The following is a 16,637-nucleotide window of genomic DNA, read 5'->3' on the forward strand; positions in this document are numbered from 1 at the left end:
TAAACAGCATAAAATAACGATACATAAGGCGGAATAAAACGCTACTTTTCAGGTTAAAATTCTGCTTATTTTTCGATCCATGATGAATTGCTCTACCCTGCACCGTTCAGGAAAACGAATCCCCTGATGCATCCGTCAAAAACGACGCTCCGCCAGACAGCGAATTTAGATACACTAATGCATCTGTTTTAACTGGACCTACCGCGCATGAAACTGACTATTATTCGTTTACAGCACTTCAGCGATCAGGACTGCATCGATTTAGGGAAAATCTGGCCGTCGCAGGATCTCGCGGCGCTGACGTTAGATGAGAACCATCGTATTTATGCCGCCCGCTTTAACGAGCGCCTGCTGGGCGCGGTTCGCGTAACGCTGAATGGCGTTGAGGGCGAGCTCGGCGCGCTGTGCGTGCGCGAAGTCACCCGCCGTCGCGGCGTCGGGCAGTATTTAGTGGAAGAGACGTTGAGCGATAACCCGAACATCAACAGCTGGCGCGTAGCCGATAGCGGAGTAGAAGACCGCGGCGTGATGGCGGCGTTTATGCAGGCGCTGGGCTTCAGCGCGCAAACCGGCGGCTGGGTAAAAAATCAATAAATCGGCGAAAGAAGGCCGAGTATTCCCGGATTGCGGCCGAACGCCTTACCCGGGCTATAAAAAACCAGACCGTACCAGCCTGTAGCCCGGGCCAGGCGCCGCCCCCGGGAAAATGCGGCATAGCGCCGCCTGATGCTCTCTCCCACAGAAGAGAGAGCAAACGCTAAAAAAGGCAACTTACGTTGCCTTTTTGCTTTTACGTTTATCCTCGCCTATGCGCAGAGGAAAGGATCAACGGATTTAACCAAGAATTTCGCGCTGCAGAAAGGCGTCAAGACCCGAAATCCCCGGGAGCTTACATCAGTAAGCGACCGGGGTTGAGGGGCGCAGACAACGCATCTGCGGCGTGAAAGGCGCAGGTTAAATTATTTGGCGTCAGTCGCGGTACCATTGGCATGCCAGGTAAACACGCCGAATTCGAAGCCCTTCAGGTCACCCTTCTCGTTCCAGGAGAGCGGCCCCATCACGGTTTCAACCGTTGTTCCCTTCAGATATTTAGCGATTTCCGCCGGGTCGTCAGACTGATTCAGGCCCGCTTCCAGCGACTGCAGCGCGGCATAGGTGGTCCACACGAACGCGCCGCTCGGATCCTGTTTCTTCGCCTTGATAGCATCCACGATCGGTTTGTTCGCCGGCACCTGGTCGTAGTTCTTCGGCTTAGTCACCAGCATCCCTTCCGCAGAAGCGCCCGCGATGTTAGACAGGGAAACGTTCGCTACCCCTTCCGGCCCCATAAACTGCGTTTTCAGGCCAGCGGCGCGAGACTGGCGCAGGATCTGCCCCATCTCCGGGTGATAGCCGCCGTAGTAAACGAAGTCGATATTTTCTTTCTTCAGACGCGCCACCAGGGTTGAGAAATCTTTCTCACCGGCGGTGATACCGTCAAAGAACACCACGTTAGCGCCGCCCTTCTTGAGGTTGTCCTGTACCGCACGGGCCAGACCCTCGCCGTACTGCTGCTTATCGTGAACAATCGCGATGCGCTGTGGTTTAACGCTTTCCAGAATATATTTAGCGGCGGTTGGCCCCTGGTCGGAGTCGAGTCCGGTGGTGCGCAGAATCAGGTGATAGCCGCGAGCGGTCAGCTCCGGCGCGGTGGCCGCCGGGGTGATCATCAGCACACCTTCATCTTCATAGATATCTGACGCTGGCTGAGTAGAAGAAGAGCACAGGTGGCCGATAACGTATTTGATACCGTCGTTAATCACCTTGTTAGCGACCGCAACCGCTTGTTTCGGGTCACAGGCGTCGTCGTATTTTACCATCTGCAGCTTATTGCCTTTGATACCGCCTTTGGCGTTGATATCAGCAATGGCCTGCTCTGCACCAGTAAACTCCTGGTCGCCATACTGCGCTACCGGGCCGGACATCGCGCCAACGACGGCCACTTTAATATCCTCGGCCATTGCCGCACCGCTCATGATTAAGGCAATACATCCTGCCAGTAACGCTTTACCCTTCATATTCATCCTGAGGCTCCCCATTATTATGGTTTTTGCATTTGTTATGATGTTGTTTATTAGCGCATTATTCTAATTAGACACATAAGAAAAGCATATGATAGTTAGATTAGGGTCTGCCGCCTGCGCTTTTGCAGCACACTATGCTAAACATACCGTCATTCAGAAGAATTGGAAACGATAAAATTGCGGAGTATGTAACAGATAAGTGACAAAAAAACCGCGCAGGAATACACCAGGCGCGGTGGAGTAAACAAAAGCGTTACCAACCCGCAGGCAGGTAGCCAAAGGCGGAAGCAATGGCGTAGGCGGCGCTGCAAAGATAGAGTAATACGATGAAGATCTGGATTAAGGGGTGCGTTATCAGCGCCGGACAGGTCCAGCCGGGGGTAATATCGCCTTGCCGACGCGCGCCCTTAAGTATCAGAATCGGCATGATGGATAAAATTACTCCGCTGAATACCCCGGCAAAGTAGAGCGCGTTCACGAAGGACACCATTCCGCTATAGGCCAGAATAAAAGGCGGCACGGCTACCACGACTAGCACCTTAAAGCGTTTGAACGGCTGCTCATCGCTGCCGAGGCGAAATTGATCGAAGATATTGGTCAGGAAGCTGCCGCCCAGCCCCCAATAGGAAGTCAGCATCGCGCAGAGCGCAAAAAGGTTTGCCGAGAAGAAGGCCCACTCGCCGAGCGCCCTTCCCCAGGAGATGGTTGCCACATCAGAAATGTTATCCAGCCCGCTTAACACAATCACCGAGAGCGGAACCAGCGCCAGCAGACAAAAGGTTAACAACATCCCTACCATGATGGCCTTCGGCAGTTTTTCCGGTTTGTCTGCAAAACCGCGGGCCATTTCCGGCACGATATACTGCGCGGAGAAGCAGAAGGCGACAACGTTAAATACCGGCACCATATACAGCCAGTTACCGTCCAGCAGATAGCTCACGCTCGCCGTCTCTTTTAGCAACGTGGCGGCAACGAGAATGGCGATCATAACGACCATCCCGATACTAATAAATTTTTCACCCCGGCCAATCGCCTTCAGGCCAAGATAAAGCACCCCTGCCGCCGGAATAAAAAACAGCGCGCTGCCGAGAGCCGGCGAGATGCCGAATAACGAATGCAGTAATTTACCGCTGCCGGTCATATACGCCGTCAGCGCGCCGACGCTGTTGACGCACACGGAAAGAAACATCATCAGCGCGCCAAAGCGCCCAACGTAGCGCTGCGACAGGCCGCTAAGCTGCAGATGCCTGCGCGTGCGCAGCGTCGACTCCGCAACATACAGCATAGTAACGGTCGTCAGGCTACCGACAACGACCAGCCAAAACAGCAATGGCAGAAAACCCGCTTTGCTGGAAGCATAAGCGATGGATAGCACGCCCGCGCCGATATTAGTGCCGACGATCATCGACACGCCTTCAACGAAACTCAGGGATTTTGCAGGTACAGCGGTACGCTCCCGGCTCGTCAGAACCGAAGAAAAGGTGGAGTTGTCAGACATAATATTTTCCGTTTTATTCCGGCAACGTCCGCTGCCGGAAAAAAGGTGATATCAGGGTGATAAACCACTCACGCTGAGCATGAATAACCAGGCCGCAGCCTCCTGTTTCTGTTCGGCTTCCCTGCCGCCGCAGCCTGACCGGAGAAAAGTTAGCGCTTCAGCACGCGGGCCAGGATATCCAGCGCTTTGGTAAACTGCGCATCCGGAATCGTTAACGGATAGAGGAAACGAATGACGTTGCCATACACGCCGCAGCTCAGCAGCAGCAGGCCGTTCTGCTGGGCTTGTTGCTGAATTTGACGAGTGATCTCCGCCGACGGCTCGCCGGTCTGCGGATCGTTAAACTCCACCGCCACCATCGACCCCTGACCGCGAACATCAGCAATAGCCGGGCAGCTTTGACGCGCCTGATTCAACACCTCTTTCAGATGGCTACCTAAGCGCTCAGCGCGCTGACACAGCTGCTCTTCTTCAATCACATCCAGCACCGCGTGCGCAGCTGCGACCGCCAGCGGGTTACCGGCATAGGTACCGCCCAGGCCGCCCGGCGCAGGCGCATCCATCACCTCGGCGCGACCCACCACGCCGGAGAGCGGGAAACCACCGGCCAGACTTTTGGCCATCGTCATCAGGTCGGGCTTCACATCATAGTGCTGCATCGCAAATAGCTTGCCGGTGCGCGCGAAGCCGGTTTGTACTTCATCGGCAATCAGCAGAATACCGTGGGTATCGCACAGGGCGCGCAGCGCCTGCATAAACTCAGGCGGGGCCACGTTAAAGCCGCCTTCGCCCTGAATTGGCTCCAGCACAATCGCCGCGACCTGGTCGGCCGCGATATCGGCTTTGAAAATACGTTCAAGGCTTTTCATCGCGTCGGCGGTGGTAATGCCATGAGCGGCGTTAGGGTAGACGGCGTGGTAAACCGAGCCCGGGAACGGGCCAAAACCAATCTTGTAAGGCGCCACTTTGCCGGTCAGCGCCATGGTCATAAACGTACGACCGTGGAAGCCGCCGCCAAAGGTAATCAACCCCGGTCGACGGGTATAAGCGCGCGCGATTTTCACCGCGTTTTCAACCGCTTCAGCCCCCGTGGTAAAAAAGGCGGTTTTCGCCGGACCGTCAATCGGCGCCAGTTCGTTAATTCGCTCAGCCAGCGTGACATAGCTTTCGTACGGCACAATTTGATAGGCAGTGTGGGTAAAGGCCTGCAGCTGCTGCTCAACGGCGGCAACGATTTTGGGATGGCGATGGCCGGTATTCAGCACCGCGATACCGGCGGCGAAATCAATCACCTCATTCCCTTCAATATCCCACAGCGTGGCGTTCTCTGCTTTCTCAACAAAGTAGCTGCACATCACCCCTACGCCGCGCGGAGTCGCCTGCTGGCGACGCTGATTCAGTTCTGAACTTTTCACCGGGAATCTCCTGTCATGTATGTCACGTTATCGCAACAAATTCGAAACCATGTCGTTTATTTACACAGGATTTGGCCCTATAATCGAGTACCAATTCAGATTATCTGAGGGATCCAATTGCGTTCGCTTATCGCCGACCTGGTGCTGGTCAGATTGCAGCAAGAAGCCGATCCGCTCCTGCACAAACGCCTGTATAAGGCGATTCGCCACGCCATTCTGGATGGTTCTCTGCCGCCCCATAGTCGGCTTCCCCCTTCACGGGATCTGGCTGGCGAGCTGAGAATGTCACGCAACACAATTTTAACAGTTTACGAACAATTGCTTGCTGAAGGGTACGTTGTATCCCGCCGCGGTAGCGGAACATTCGTCGCGAAAACGCTGCCCGATATGTTTCTTCCCGCCAGCAGCACCAGAGAAAGCAGCCCCGCGTCAGCAGCCAGCGCATCTATCTCCCGGCGCGGCCAGCATCTTTTGGGGCATATCAGCGCCAGCCCGCGTCAATGGGGGGCTTTTATCCCCGGCGTGCCGGACGTCAACGCGTTTCCCCACCCGCTGTTCAGTAAAATCCAGGCGCGCATCAGCCGCCGTCCCAAACCCGAGCAACTCAGCTATAGCTGCAACGGCGGAACGGCCGAGCTACAGCACGCGTTGGTGGACTATCTGAGAGTAGCGCGCGGCGTTCAGTGCCAGGCAGATCAAATTCTTATCACTGAAGGGATTCACCAGGCCATCGATCTGGTCACGCGTATGCTGTGCGATAGCGGCGATCTCGCCTGGGTTGAGGAGCCTTCCTACTGGGGCATTCGCCATGTGCTGGCGATGAATGAAGTGCGGGCCGAGCCCATTGTGGTGGATGCCAGCGGCCTGTGTCCGCCCGAAAACATAGCCGAAGCGCCGCGGCTGATCTTCGTGACGCCATCCCATCAGTATCCTCTCGGCGCGGTAATGAGCCTTGAGCGCCGACAGCGCCTGCTGGCGCTGGCTCATCAGCACGGCAGCTGGATTGTGGAGGATGATTACGACAGCGAATTTCGCTTTTCCGGCCAGCCGATCCCGGCGCTACAGGGGTTAGTCGCCGAAGCGCCGGTGGTCTACGTCGGCACGTTCAGTAAGACGCTGTATCCGGGACTGCGGTTGGGCTACGTGGTCCTGCCTCGTCCGCTGGCGGCTGAGCTCAAAAACGCTCATGCCGAGCTTTATCGCGGCGGCCATTCGCTTATCCAGCTGGCGCTGGCGGAGTTTATTAACGCCGGCCATTACTCGGCGCACATTCGCCGCATGCGCCTGCTCTACAGCCGCCGCCGCGTCTTTTTGACCGAGCTGATCCTGCGGCACTGCGGGCCGCACGCGCTGTTGGACTTCAGCGATAATGCCGGGCTGCATCTGATCCTGAATTTGCCGGATGAGGCGGATGACGTGGCGATTGCCCGCGATGCCAACGCGCGCAATATACTCGTGCGTCCGCTGTCGCGCTATTACCTGACGGCGCAGCGTAAGAAAGGGCTGTTGATGGGGTTTGCTTCCCAGCCTGAGACGCAGATGGAGTCAGCGTTCAACGTCCTGGTGGCGTGTCTGGAAATACATTGCCCGCGGGCGCTGGCGAGGGCGGAAAAACAAAACGCCCCAACGTAATGTGGGGCGTTATCGGGGACTGGCGCTCAGATTAGGCTTCGATAGCGGCGCGCAGTTTTTTCATGGCGTTCTTTTCAAGCTGACGCACACGCTCGGCCGACACGCCGTAGCGATCCGCCAGCTCCTGCAGCGTGGACTTGTTGTCTTCGTCCAGCCAGCGGGCGCGAATAATATCCTGGCTACGCTCGTCAAGCCCCTGCATCGCATCGGTCAGCTTATTCGCCGCCTGCTCTTCCCAGTTATCGTCTTCGATGCCGTCGGCAAAGTTAGACGTTTTATCCTGCAGATAGAGCACCGGCGCCATCGGCTGGCTATCGGACTCATCATCCGAAGACATGTCGAAGGTCATGTCCTGCGCCGCCATACGTGACTCCATCTCACGCACGTCTTTGCTCGACACGCCCAGCTCGCGGGCCACCATTTCGACTTCGTCCTGGTTGAACCAGCCCAGACGCTGCTTAGTTTTACGCAGGTTAAAGAACAGCTTACGCTGCGCTTTAGTGGTCGCGACCTTCACGATACGCCAGTTACGCAGCACGTATTCATGAATCTCCGCTTTGATCCAGTGCACGGCGAAGGAAACCAGGCGCACGCCCACTTCCGGGTTAAACCGGCGCACGGCTTTCATCAGGCCGATATTACCTTCCTGAATCAAATCCGCCTGCGGCAGGCCATAGCCCGAGTAGTTACGAGCAATATGAACAACAAAGCGCAGGTGAGACAGGATCAGCTTTTTCGCTGCTTCCAGATCGCCCTGGTAATGCAGCTTTTCAGCAAGCTCCCGCTCTTCGTCAGCCGATAACATCGGCCAAGTGTTAGCAGCCCGGATGTACGATTCCAGGTTACCAACGGGGGCTAAGGCTAAAGTTTGCATATCTTTGGTCATTCAAATCCTCTCAATCGATATCTTCCGGCATCGTTCTGTCCTCACAACGGAGCAACAAACATGCCAGCATTGATGAGCAACGAGAATATCACTCACATTAGTATCAGACAGTGATTTTATCCACAAGTTCCATGCAATGATGTGAATAGATTACGCACAAAATGTGACATCGTAATGAAGTTTAGGGAAGCGTCAACAGGGACTCTTTCCCTGCAGAGAGATATTCAGTGCAGGGAAAGATTATACCAGATTTTTACTACTCCGGGGTAAAATGACGTAAATGCTGAACGGTTGCCAGCCAGGCAGCGACCCAGCCAATCATTGAACAAACAATCAGCATCAGCAGACACTCGTCAAAGCCCAGGCCGCTGAGTTCAAACTGCGTACCGAACACTTTCGCCACCTCGGTGACCGCCGATGACAGGCGCATGACCATAATTTCCGACAGGATCAGCGACAGAAACGCGCCGGAGAATCCCAGCATCGCCCCGCCGTACAGGAACGGACGTAGGATAAAACCGTCTGTGGCGCCGATCAGTTTCTGCACGTTAATGGTATCGCGACGGGCGAAGATGCTCAGACGCACGCTGTTGCCGATCACCAGGAACACCGCCGCCACCATCAGTACGCCAATCATCGCCGACACGCGACCGACCAGGCCGGTTAACGACGACAGGCGCGCAAACCAACTGTCATCCATCCGCACTTCATCAACGCCCTGGACGCGGCTCACGCGGTCACGCAGCGTGTTCAGCGCCTCGACGCTCTGAAAATCAATCTTCGGCACTACGATCGCCACGGCGGGCAGCGGGTTCTCTTCCAGCATATCCAGCGCGCCGCCAAAGCCTGACCAGTTGCGGAATTCGCCAAGGGCTTCATCGCGCGACAGATAGTTGACCTTCTCGACGCCCTGCTCCGCCTGCAGCTGACCGACTACCCGCGCAGCGGCATCGTCATCCAGCGTTTTCTCCAGATAGACGGTGATTTGCGGCGTGGGATAATACTGCGACGCCGCGGTACTGACGTTTTTGTAGACCATGTAGCACACGCTTGGCAGGGTCAGCGAAATAGCGATAACCATCACCGTCAGGAAGGTCGCCAGCGGCGTGCTTTTCAGATCCTGTAGCGCGCCGTGCCAGGCGTATCGCACCTGCTCATTGAATACGTTGCTCTTGCGGGAAGCCGGACCAGGCGCCGCTTTTGGCCGTTTCGACGTATTGCGTCCGCCGCTACCGCCCGCGCCACCCGCGTTGCGAAAACGGTCGAATCGATTGCCGAACCGGCGAATGTGGTTCATTGCCTCGCGCTTATTCACCGATGTGGCCTCCATGCATATGCCCCTCGCTGAGGGACAGGACGCGGTACGGACGACTGGAGATAAGCCCCAGGTCATGCGTCGCCATCAGCACCGTCACCCCAACGCGGTTAAACTCTTCAAACAGACGTAAGATCCCTTCCGACAGCGCTTCATCGAGGTTACCGGTCGGTTCATCCGCCAGCAGGACCGCTGGTTTGTTGACCACCGCGCGGGCGATGCCCACGCGCTGCTGTTCACCGCCGGAAAGCTGAATCGGCAGGTTCTTCGCTTTGTCCAGCAGCCCGACTTTATCCAGCGCCGCCGACACGCGACGACGAATGTCGTCGCCGCTGGCGCCGGCGATAATCAGCGGAATCGCCACGTTATCGTATACCGTGCGGTCCATCAGCAGATGATGGTCCTGGAAAATCATGCCGATCTGACGGCGCAAAAACGGCACCTCGCGGCTCTTCAGGCGGCTAATATCATGGCCGCCGAAGAGGATTTTGCCAGCGCTGGGCCGTTCGATACCGCAGATAAGCTTCAGCAGAGTACTTTTCCCTGCGCCGGAATGGCCGATCAGAAACGCCATCTCACCCGCCTGCAGGTGGAAAGTCACCCCCTGCAGCGCTTGTCTCCCACCGAGATAGGCTTTGCTGACTTGTTCAAAGCGAATCATTTTTAATCCTCTCGGGCAAAAAGTGCCTCAATAAAGTCGCCCGCATTAAACGGACGCAGATCTTCAATACGTTCGCCAACACCGATGTAGCGAATCGGAATACCGAACTGGTCGGCAACCGAGAAGATAACCCCGCCCTTGGCGGTACCATCCAGCTTAGTCAAAGTGATACCGGTCAGTCCAACCGCTTCGTGGAACAGTTTGGCCTGGCTAATCGCATTCTGCCCGGTGCTGGCGTCAATAGTCAGCATGACTTCATGCGGCGCATCAACGTCCAGCTTTTTCATGACGCGGACAATCTTCTTCAGTTCTTCCATCAGATGCGATTTATTCTGCAGACGACCCGCGGTGTCGGCAATCAGGACGTCAATATTGCGCGCCTTCGCCGCCTGGATAGCATCAAAAATAACCGATGCCGAATCCGCGCCGGTATGCTGGGCAATCACCGGAATATTGTTACGCTGGCCCCATACCTGCAGCTGCTCCACCGCCGCCGCGCGGAAAGTATCCCCCGCCGCCAGCATCACCGACTTGCCCTGCTGCTCGAACTGACGCGCCAGCTTGCCGATGGTGGTGGTTTTACCGACGCCGTTGACGCCGACCATCAGAATAACAAACGGCGTTTTGCCTTCCACATTCAGCGGCTCGTCCACTTTCGCCAGAATATCGCCCATCTCTTCTTTCAGCAGGCCGTACAGCGCCTCGGCGTCGCGCAGCTGCTTGCGGCTGGCGTCGTTGGTAAGATTAGTGATGATCTTACGGGTGGTTTCCACGCCGACATCAGCAATCAGCAGCTGCTCTTCCAGCTCTTCAAACAGATCATCGTCGATTTTCTTGCCGCGGAACAGACTGATAAATCCGGAACCGAGGTTCTGCTTGGTTTTTATCAGGCTGCGTTTAAGGCGAGCGAAGAACCCTTCTTTGGTCGGTTTTTCCTGCTCTAACGGCGTCACGACGGTTGCGTCCGGCACCACTTCTACGGCGTTTTCCGCCGCATCGGCTGCCGCCAGAGCCTGCGCTTCCAGCTCTTCGTCGGTGAGTTCAGCTTCCGCGTCCTCTACCGGTTCCTCTGGTTCCGCTTCTTCAACAACGGCCTCTTCAATAACTGCAGCTTCCGGCTCAGGCATAACCTCTTCCGGCTGCTGTTCAACCAGCGCTTCAGCGACCACCGGCTCGGCAATAACCTCCTCAACCACTGGCTCAGGGATAATCTCCTCAACCACTGGCTGTTCAGCAATTTCCTCAATAACCGGCGATTCGGCAACCGCCTGCAGCTGTTCGCTCTCCACGACCTGTTCGGTGACCTCGACCACGTCGGCGGCAAAAGCTTCGGCATCCGGCTTCTCCGTCGCAGGCGCGTCGACAGCTTCGGAAACAACCGCAGGCGCTTCGCTTTCCGGAGACTGTTCTTCAACCTCTTGCTGGGCTTCTACTTTTTGTTCTGTTTCGGTGTCCTGCGCCTGTTCTTTTTGTCCAAAGCCCAGCCAGGAAAAGAAGCCACGTTTTTTGTCTTTCGCCATTTGCGACTACACTCCTCGCTGTTAATTCATGGCACAGCTTCGGCATGTTGATAGCGGAAGCTGAAAAATGATGAAATTAGTCGGATAGTCTACCACTTAACTTAACTCGCATCACCGCCCCCGGATTAAGGTTTCGTCAACCGCTGACGATCGTTAGAATAGCAGCCCGGAAGTTGAGACTTGAGCAAAGAGATGAAGAAACCAAACCACGCAGGCAGCGGCCAGATCCGTATTATCGGCGGACAATGGCGAGGCCGTAAATTACCGGTGCCGGAGAGCCCGGGTCTGCGCCCGACCACCGACCGGGTCCGCGAAACGCTATTTAACTGGCTGGCGCCGTCAATCGTTGACGCAAACTGCCTCGACTGCTTCGCCGGCAGCGGCGCGCTGGGCCTTGAAGCGCTCTCCCGCTATGCGGCCAGCGCCACGCTGCTGGAAATGGAGCGCGGCGTCGCCCAGCAGCTGCAAAAAAATCTCGCCACCCTGAAGGCCAGTAACGGTAAGGTCGTGAATTCCAATACGTTAGCGTTTCTCGCTCAGACGGGTACGCCGCACCATATCGTGTTTGTCGATCCCCCGTTTCGCAAAGGGCTGCTTGAAGAGACGCTGACGCTGCTGGAAAACAACGGCTGGCTTAGCGAGGAAGCGCTCATCTACATTGAGAGCGAAGTCGAAAACGGTCTACCGCCGGTGCCCACAAACTGGCATCCGTACCGTGAGAAAGTGGCCGGACAGGTCGCCTACCGTCTGTACCAACGTGAGGCTCAAGGAGAAAACCATGCTGATTAACTTTGGCCGCTTGCTGATGCTGTGCGTGTGGGCGTTTTTGTTGCTGAACCTGTTTCAACCGTTCCCGAAGCCGCTGAATATCTTCGTTAACGTGGCGCTGATCTTTATGATTCTGATGCACGGCCTGCAGCTGACGCTGCTGAAAGCGACGCAGACAAAAGAGATGCCGCCGCTGGGGCGCTTCGAGCAGATTCGTATTTTCATCTTCGGCGTATTCGAACTGGTCGCCTGGCAGAAAAAGCTCAAGGCGACCCTGAAGAAGAAATAACACAGGCTAAAAGGTTCAGGGGTCTGGCGTAAAGTCTACAAACCGCGACCCCTTATAGCTCAGTACACCTTTATCTCCGACGCTTAGCGCGTGATACTGCGGTGCCTGCAGGCGAAAAACCACTTCCAGCCCGCCGTTTGCCGGCCTGAAGCTGGCTTCATAACGCATCTCGCTACCGGCAGGCGTCACCGTCTGCTGGCGTGAACGACGATCGTTAATCACCTTTTCCCTTTTATTGCTCACCACCACCCGCTTTTGCAGCAGCGGCGCGGCGTCGTTCTCCATCTTTTCCCGACGCTGCTGCACATAGCGATACGACGCGGCAACCGCAATGATGGCAACGGCAACCATAAAAAACAGCGGAACTTTACTCATTGACCTTGTCCCCAGGAATTATCAGGAATAAGAGTACAGCGGCTTGATTATCATTGTCATCTTCCTCTGCAAACCACTACACTGAGACTCAGTGCCGTAAGTACAAACACTTACTTAATGATAACAGATACAGGGACTTACTATGCTTTGGTCGTTTATTGCTGTCTGTTTCTCCGCAATTCTCTATATCGATGCATCCTGGCGTGGGCCCGCCTGGCGTTGCTGGGTGTTTAAACCCGTCACGCTGCTCCTGCTTCTGCTGCTGGCCTGGCAAGCGCCAATGTTTAACGCCATCAGCTATCTGGTGCTGGCGGGGCTTTGCGCCTCGCTGGTTGGCGACGCGCTGACCCTGTTGCCTCGTCAACGGGTGATGTACGCCGTGGGAGCATTTTTTCTCTCTCATCTGCTCTACACCATCTGGTTTGCCAGCCAGCTAACGCTCTCGTTCTTCTGGCCGCTGCCGCTGGTGCTGTTGATCCTCGGCGCCCTGCTGCTGGCGATTATCTGGACGCGTCTGGAAGAGATGCGAATGCCGGTGTTTACCTTTATCGCCATGACGCTGGTAATGGCCTGGTTAGCCGGGGAGCTGTGGTTCGCCCGTCCGACGGATACGGCACTGTCCGGCTTCGCTGGCGCAGCCTCCCTGCTGCTCGGTAACGCAGTCTGGCTCGTCAGTCATTACCGCCGCCGCTTCCGCGCCGATACCGCAATCTCTACGGCATTTTACTTCGCCGGTCACTTCCTGATCGTCCGCGCGCTTTATTTGTAATTAAGCGCTTGACTCTGGAGTCGACTCCAGAGTGTATCCTTCGGGTAATGAGAAAATTATCATTACCCGGAGGGTCCTATGTCGGCTCCAGAATCGCAGGATAAAAAAGTCCCACAATTCTCATCATTAAAATTCACGCCAGCCGCGCAGCCTTCCGAAAGCTGCTGTGCGGATCGCGCCTGCAGCAGCGAAACCGCCGCTGACAATGAAGCGTTGCGTCACGCCCGCTATAGCTGGCTGGTAGAAGGTATGGATTGCGCGGCCTGCGCGCGCAAGGTCGAAACCGCCGTCCGCCAGGTGCCGGGAGTCAGCCAGGTTCAGGTGCTGTTTGCCACCGAAAAGCTGCTGGTTAACGCCGATGGCGATGTTCGCCCGCAAATTGAAAGCGCGGTGCGCGCTGCGGGTTACCAGCTACGCGATGAAAACGCCCCCCGACAAGAGGAGTCAGCCTCGTGGCTGCGCGAAAATCTGTCGCTCATTACCCTGGTCGTCATGATGGCCTTGAGCTGGGGGCTGACGCAGCTCAATCCGCCTCTTGGCGAAATCGCCTTCATCGCGACGACTCTTGTCGGCCTGTGGCCGGTCGCCCGCCAGGCAGTACGTCTGATCAAAAGCGGCAGCTGGTTCGCCATTGAAACGCTGATGAGCGTAGCGGCTATCGGCGCGTTGTTCATCGGCGCTACCGCTGAAGCGGCGATGGTGCTGCTGCTGTTCTTAATCGGCGAACGTCTTGAGGGCTGGGCCGCCAGCCGCGCACGGCAAGGCGTCAGCGCCTTGATGGCGCTGAAACCCGACACGGCAATCCGCGTGCGCGACGGCGTGCGTGAAACCGTAGCCCAGCGCGACCTGCGCCCCGGCGACGTGATTGAAGTCGCCGCCGGAGGCCGCCTGCCCGCCGATGGCCAGCTGCTCTCCCCCTTCGCCAGCTTTGATGAAAGTGCGTTAACCGGTGAATCCGTACCGGTAGAGCGTAAGGCCGGGGAACGCGTGGCGGCCGGCGCCACCAGCGTCGATCGTCTGGTACAGCTAACGGTTATCTCCGAACCCGGCGACAGCGCTATCGATCGCATCCTTAAGCTGATTGAAGAAGCGGAAGAGCGCCGCGCGCCGATTGAGCGTTTTATCGATCGCTTTAGCCGCATCTATACCCCGGCAATTATGGTCGTTGCGCTGCTGGTGGCTGTTGTTCCGCCGCTGCTGTTTGCGGGCGCCTGGCTACCGTGGATCTATAAAGGCTTAACGCTGCTGCTGATTGGCTGTCCGTGCGCGCTGGTGATCTCTACCCCGGCGGCGATTACCTCCGGGCTGGCGGTGGCGGCGCGTCGCGGCGCGCTGATTAAAGGCGGAGCGGCGCTGGAGCAGTTAGGCCGCGTGCGCCAGGTGGCGTTTGATAAAACCGGTACTCTCACTATCGGCCAGCCGCGCGTCACCACCGTTATTTCGACCGCAGACATCAATGAAAACGAGCTGCTGGCGCTGGCGGCTGCCGTGGAACAAGGCTCCAGCCATCCGTTAGCCCAGGCCGTCGTACGGGAAGCAGAGCAGCGAGAGCTGGTTATTCCGTTGGCTCAAGACCAGCGCGCGCTGGCCGGCTCCGGTATTGAAGCGCAGGTCGAAGGGCGCCGGGTGCTGATTTGCGCCGCCGGTAAAAATAGCGCTCCGCAGTACGATGAACGTATTCAGCAGCTGGAAAGCGCCGGACAGACGGTTGTACTGGTCATGCGCGATGAGACCCTGCTGGGGATTCTGGCGTTGCGCGATACGCTGCGCGATGATGCTCGCCAGGCGGTGGATGAGCTCCATCAGTTAGGCGTTCAGGGGGTCATACTTACCGGCGACAACCCGCGCGCGGCGGCGGCCATCGCCAGCGAACTGGGGCTGGAGTTCCGCGCCGGGCTGCTACCTGCGGATAAAGTACAGGCGGTCATGGCGCTTAACGCACAGGCGCCGCTGGCGATGGTCGGCGACGGTATCAACGATGCGCCGGCAATGAAAGCGGCGACCATCGGCATCGCCATGGGCAGCGGCACCGACGTTGCCCTGGAGACCGCCGACGCGGCTCTGACCCATAATCGCCTGACCGGACTGGCGCAGATGATTTCGCTGGCGCGCGCCACCCACGCCAATATCCGCCAGAATATCGCCATCGCTTTGGGTCTGAAGGGAGTTTTCCTGGTCACCACCCTGCTCGGTCTGACCGGCCTGTGGCTGGCGGTACTGGCGGATACCGGGGCAACGGTGCTGGTCACCGCCAACGCGTTGCGGTTGTTGCGTAAAAAATAATGATCTCCCCAGCGGCGTGAAAAATCCATTAAACTAATGCCTCTTTGAACATAAGGAACATGTAGAAAATGGCCATTACGTTAAACACGGCACGCTGGGGAACGCTCAACATCGATGAAGATGATGGATTCGCGGAAATCGTTATGCTGACGGTAAACGGCAAACAGCGGAATGTCTGGCTGAATATATTTGAGGATGTACTGCCCGCAACGCCAGCAGCGAAAATCATCGCGTTGCTTGATAGCGTCCCTACCTGCGAAGAGCAGATCCAAAACATGCTCGTCCGGGAGGCGGGAGAAAACGCCTTTATTGATGATTTTCTTGAATATGTACAGGAATATGACGAAGAAACATTGCAGACGTTAAATATTACAACGCCGACCCGGCTCATCTGCGCCAAAAGCCTCATCCTGCGCGGTGTAGGGATTTGGCTGGCCGCTCCCGCGCCGGGTACTCTGAGCATGACGCTGGATTATGGGCTGCCAGAAGAGTTTTCCGACCAGTTGCTGGTATTTGATTTTGATGAAAACAGCACCCTGCGTGACATTTCCTGGGAAAGCTAAGCCCGGATAAAGAACGCATCGTGCCGCAATCAGGTATGTCTCTGACTGAAATATTCTGCGCTCTTTGCCCGGGTTACAGGTTAGTGCGGTCTGGTTTTTTATAGCCCGGACAGGTACGCAGCACCGCCTCCGGGGCAACCTGAAGCAGATCAGTGGCTTTTACGAATCAGATAACGGTACGGCAGCGCCTCGGTTTCCTGCGCCAGCAGCTCATGCTCCATAAAGCGGCAGAAACCGGGAATATCGCGGGTGGTCGCCGGATCGTCGGCAACGATTAGCAGCGTTTCGCCCACCGGCATCGTACGCACGGTCTTGCGCACCATCATTACCGGTTCCGGGCAACGAAGCCCCTGCGCATCAAGCGTATGGTCAGGGCTGGAGAAAAGTTCGCTCATTTTCATCTCACATTAACAAAACGGCCCTAGTTTACCCCCAGTTTGCCAGTACGCAAGCCAGGTTAACGTTTGCGCGAAAAACAACCATTGCATTACTCCCCCAACGCAGTATCATGCAGCCGTTTTTATTGGGTTCCCTCACCCCAACTCTCTGGCCCTAAATGGTTCGAGTTGCAGAAAGGCGACGACGCAATGAATTCCCAGG

16 protein-coding genes are annotated in these 16,637 nt (G+C 56.6%); 7 read left to right on the forward strand and 9 right to left on the reverse strand.

The window, feature by feature from the left end; genetic code table 11:
* The first annotated feature begins 207 nt into the window (after positions 1-207).
* Positions 208-594, forward strand: a complete 387-nt coding sequence (gene panM / locus GJ746_RS23670) for an aspartate 1-decarboxylase autocleavage activator PanM (RefSeq protein WP_154682344.1) — start codon at positions 208-210, stop codon at positions 592-594.
* Between the two features lie 365 nt (positions 595-959).
* On the opposite strand, the gene GJ746_RS23675 is transcribed toward panM, so the two are convergent.
* The 3 genes from GJ746_RS23675 to GJ746_RS23685 all read right to left on the reverse strand — a co-directional run bounded on the left by GJ746_RS23675 (position 960) and on the right by GJ746_RS23685 (position 4,976).
* Positions 960-2,063 (reverse strand): branched-chain amino acid ABC transporter substrate-binding protein, encoded by a 1,104-nt coding sequence (locus tag GJ746_RS23675; RefSeq protein ID WP_154682345.1) that lies wholly within the window; start codon positions 2,061-2,063, stop codon positions 960-962.
* A 253-nt stretch (positions 2,064-2,316) separates the two neighbouring features.
* Positions 2,317-3,561, reverse strand: coding sequence for an aromatic amino acid transport family protein (locus GJ746_RS23680; RefSeq protein WP_154682346.1), 1,245 nt, complete (start codon positions 3,559-3,561; stop codon positions 2,317-2,319).
* Between the two features lie 149 nt (positions 3,562-3,710).
* The gene (locus tag GJ746_RS23685) at positions 3,711-4,976 is read right to left on the reverse strand and encodes a 4-aminobutyrate--2-oxoglutarate transaminase (RefSeq protein ID WP_154682347.1); all 1,266 of its coding nucleotides are present in this window, start codon (positions 4,974-4,976) and stop codon (positions 3,711-3,713) included.
* 117 nt (positions 4,977-5,093) lie between these two features.
* On the opposite strand from GJ746_RS23685, the gene GJ746_RS23690 reads away from it, so the two are divergent.
* Positions 5,094-6,608, forward strand: coding sequence for a PLP-dependent aminotransferase family protein (locus GJ746_RS23690; protein WP_154682348.1), 1,515 nt, complete (start codon positions 5,094-5,096; stop codon positions 6,606-6,608).
* Between the two features lie 31 nt (positions 6,609-6,639).
* On the opposite strand, the gene rpoH is transcribed toward GJ746_RS23690, so the two are convergent.
* The 4 genes from rpoH to ftsY all read right to left on the reverse strand — a co-directional run bounded on the left by rpoH (position 6,640) and on the right by ftsY (position 10,990).
* Positions 6,640-7,494, reverse strand: a complete 855-nt coding sequence (gene rpoH, locus GJ746_RS23695; RefSeq protein ID WP_004106554.1) for an RNA polymerase sigma factor RpoH — start codon at positions 7,492-7,494, stop codon at positions 6,640-6,642.
* A gap of 256 nt (positions 7,495-7,750) precedes the next feature.
* Positions 7,751-8,809: a permease-like cell division protein FtsX gene (gene ftsX / locus GJ746_RS23700; RefSeq protein ID WP_154682806.1), complete on the reverse strand. Its 1,059-nt coding sequence runs from the start codon at positions 8,807-8,809 to the stop codon at positions 7,751-7,753.
* Positions 8,802-9,470, reverse strand: coding sequence for a cell division ATP-binding protein FtsE (ftsE, locus tag GJ746_RS23705; protein ID WP_154682349.1), 669 nt, complete (start codon positions 9,468-9,470; stop codon positions 8,802-8,804). The genes ftsX and ftsE overlap by 8 nt, the downstream gene beginning before the upstream one ends.
* Before the next feature lie 2 nt (positions 9,471-9,472).
* Positions 9,473-10,990: a signal recognition particle-docking protein FtsY gene (ftsY, locus tag GJ746_RS23710; RefSeq protein WP_154682350.1), complete on the reverse strand. Its 1,518-nt coding sequence runs from the start codon at positions 10,988-10,990 to the stop codon at positions 9,473-9,475.
* 192 nt (positions 10,991-11,182) lie between these two features.
* Between ftsY and rsmD the strand changes: the two genes are divergently transcribed.
* The gene (gene rsmD / locus GJ746_RS23715; protein ID WP_154682351.1) at positions 11,183-11,779 is read left to right on the forward strand and encodes a 16S rRNA (guanine(966)-N(2))-methyltransferase; all 597 of its coding nucleotides are present in this window, start codon (positions 11,183-11,185) and stop codon (positions 11,777-11,779) included.
* A complete protein-coding gene (locus GJ746_RS23720) occupies positions 11,769-12,047 on the forward strand; it encodes a DUF1145 family protein (RefSeq protein WP_004106574.1) in 279 nt (92 codons plus the stop codon). Before rsmD ends, GJ746_RS23720 begins: the two co-directional genes overlap by 11 nt.
* A gap of 15 nt (positions 12,048-12,062) precedes the next feature.
* Here GJ746_RS23720 and GJ746_RS23725 read toward each other — a convergent pair whose 3' ends face one another.
* Positions 12,063-12,422, reverse strand: a complete 360-nt coding sequence (locus GJ746_RS23725) for a DUF2500 domain-containing protein (protein WP_195908773.1) — start codon at positions 12,420-12,422, stop codon at positions 12,063-12,065.
* A gap of 142 nt (positions 12,423-12,564) precedes the next feature.
* On the opposite strand from GJ746_RS23725, the gene GJ746_RS23730 reads away from it, so the two are divergent.
* From GJ746_RS23730 to GJ746_RS23740, 3 genes are all read left to right on the forward strand, one after another.
* A complete protein-coding gene (locus tag GJ746_RS23730; RefSeq protein WP_154682353.1) occupies positions 12,565-13,191 on the forward strand; it encodes a lysoplasmalogenase in 627 nt (208 codons plus the stop codon).
* Between the two features lie 78 nt (positions 13,192-13,269).
* Entirely contained in the window at positions 13,270-15,474 is a 2,205-nt protein-coding gene (gene zntA / locus GJ746_RS23735) for a Zn(II)/Cd(II)/Pb(II) translocating P-type ATPase ZntA (RefSeq protein ID WP_154682354.1), read from the forward strand.
* 68 nt (positions 15,475-15,542) lie between these two features.
* Positions 15,543-16,037: a DUF2004 domain-containing protein gene (locus GJ746_RS23740; RefSeq protein ID WP_154682355.1), complete on the forward strand. Its 495-nt coding sequence runs from the start codon at positions 15,543-15,545 to the stop codon at positions 16,035-16,037.
* A 149-nt stretch (positions 16,038-16,186) separates the two neighbouring features.
* Here the strand turns inward: GJ746_RS23740 and tusA are convergent, their stop codons facing one another.
* Positions 16,187-16,432, reverse strand: a complete 246-nt coding sequence (tusA, locus tag GJ746_RS23745) for a sulfurtransferase TusA (protein WP_004106582.1) — start codon at positions 16,430-16,432, stop codon at positions 16,187-16,189.
* Positions 16,433-16,637 lie beyond the last annotated feature (205 nt).

It is taken from the genome of Klebsiella oxytoca (genome assembly GCF_009707385.1).
Taxonomy (GTDB): domain Bacteria; phylum Pseudomonadota; class Gammaproteobacteria; order Enterobacterales; family Enterobacteriaceae; genus Klebsiella; species Klebsiella oxytoca_C.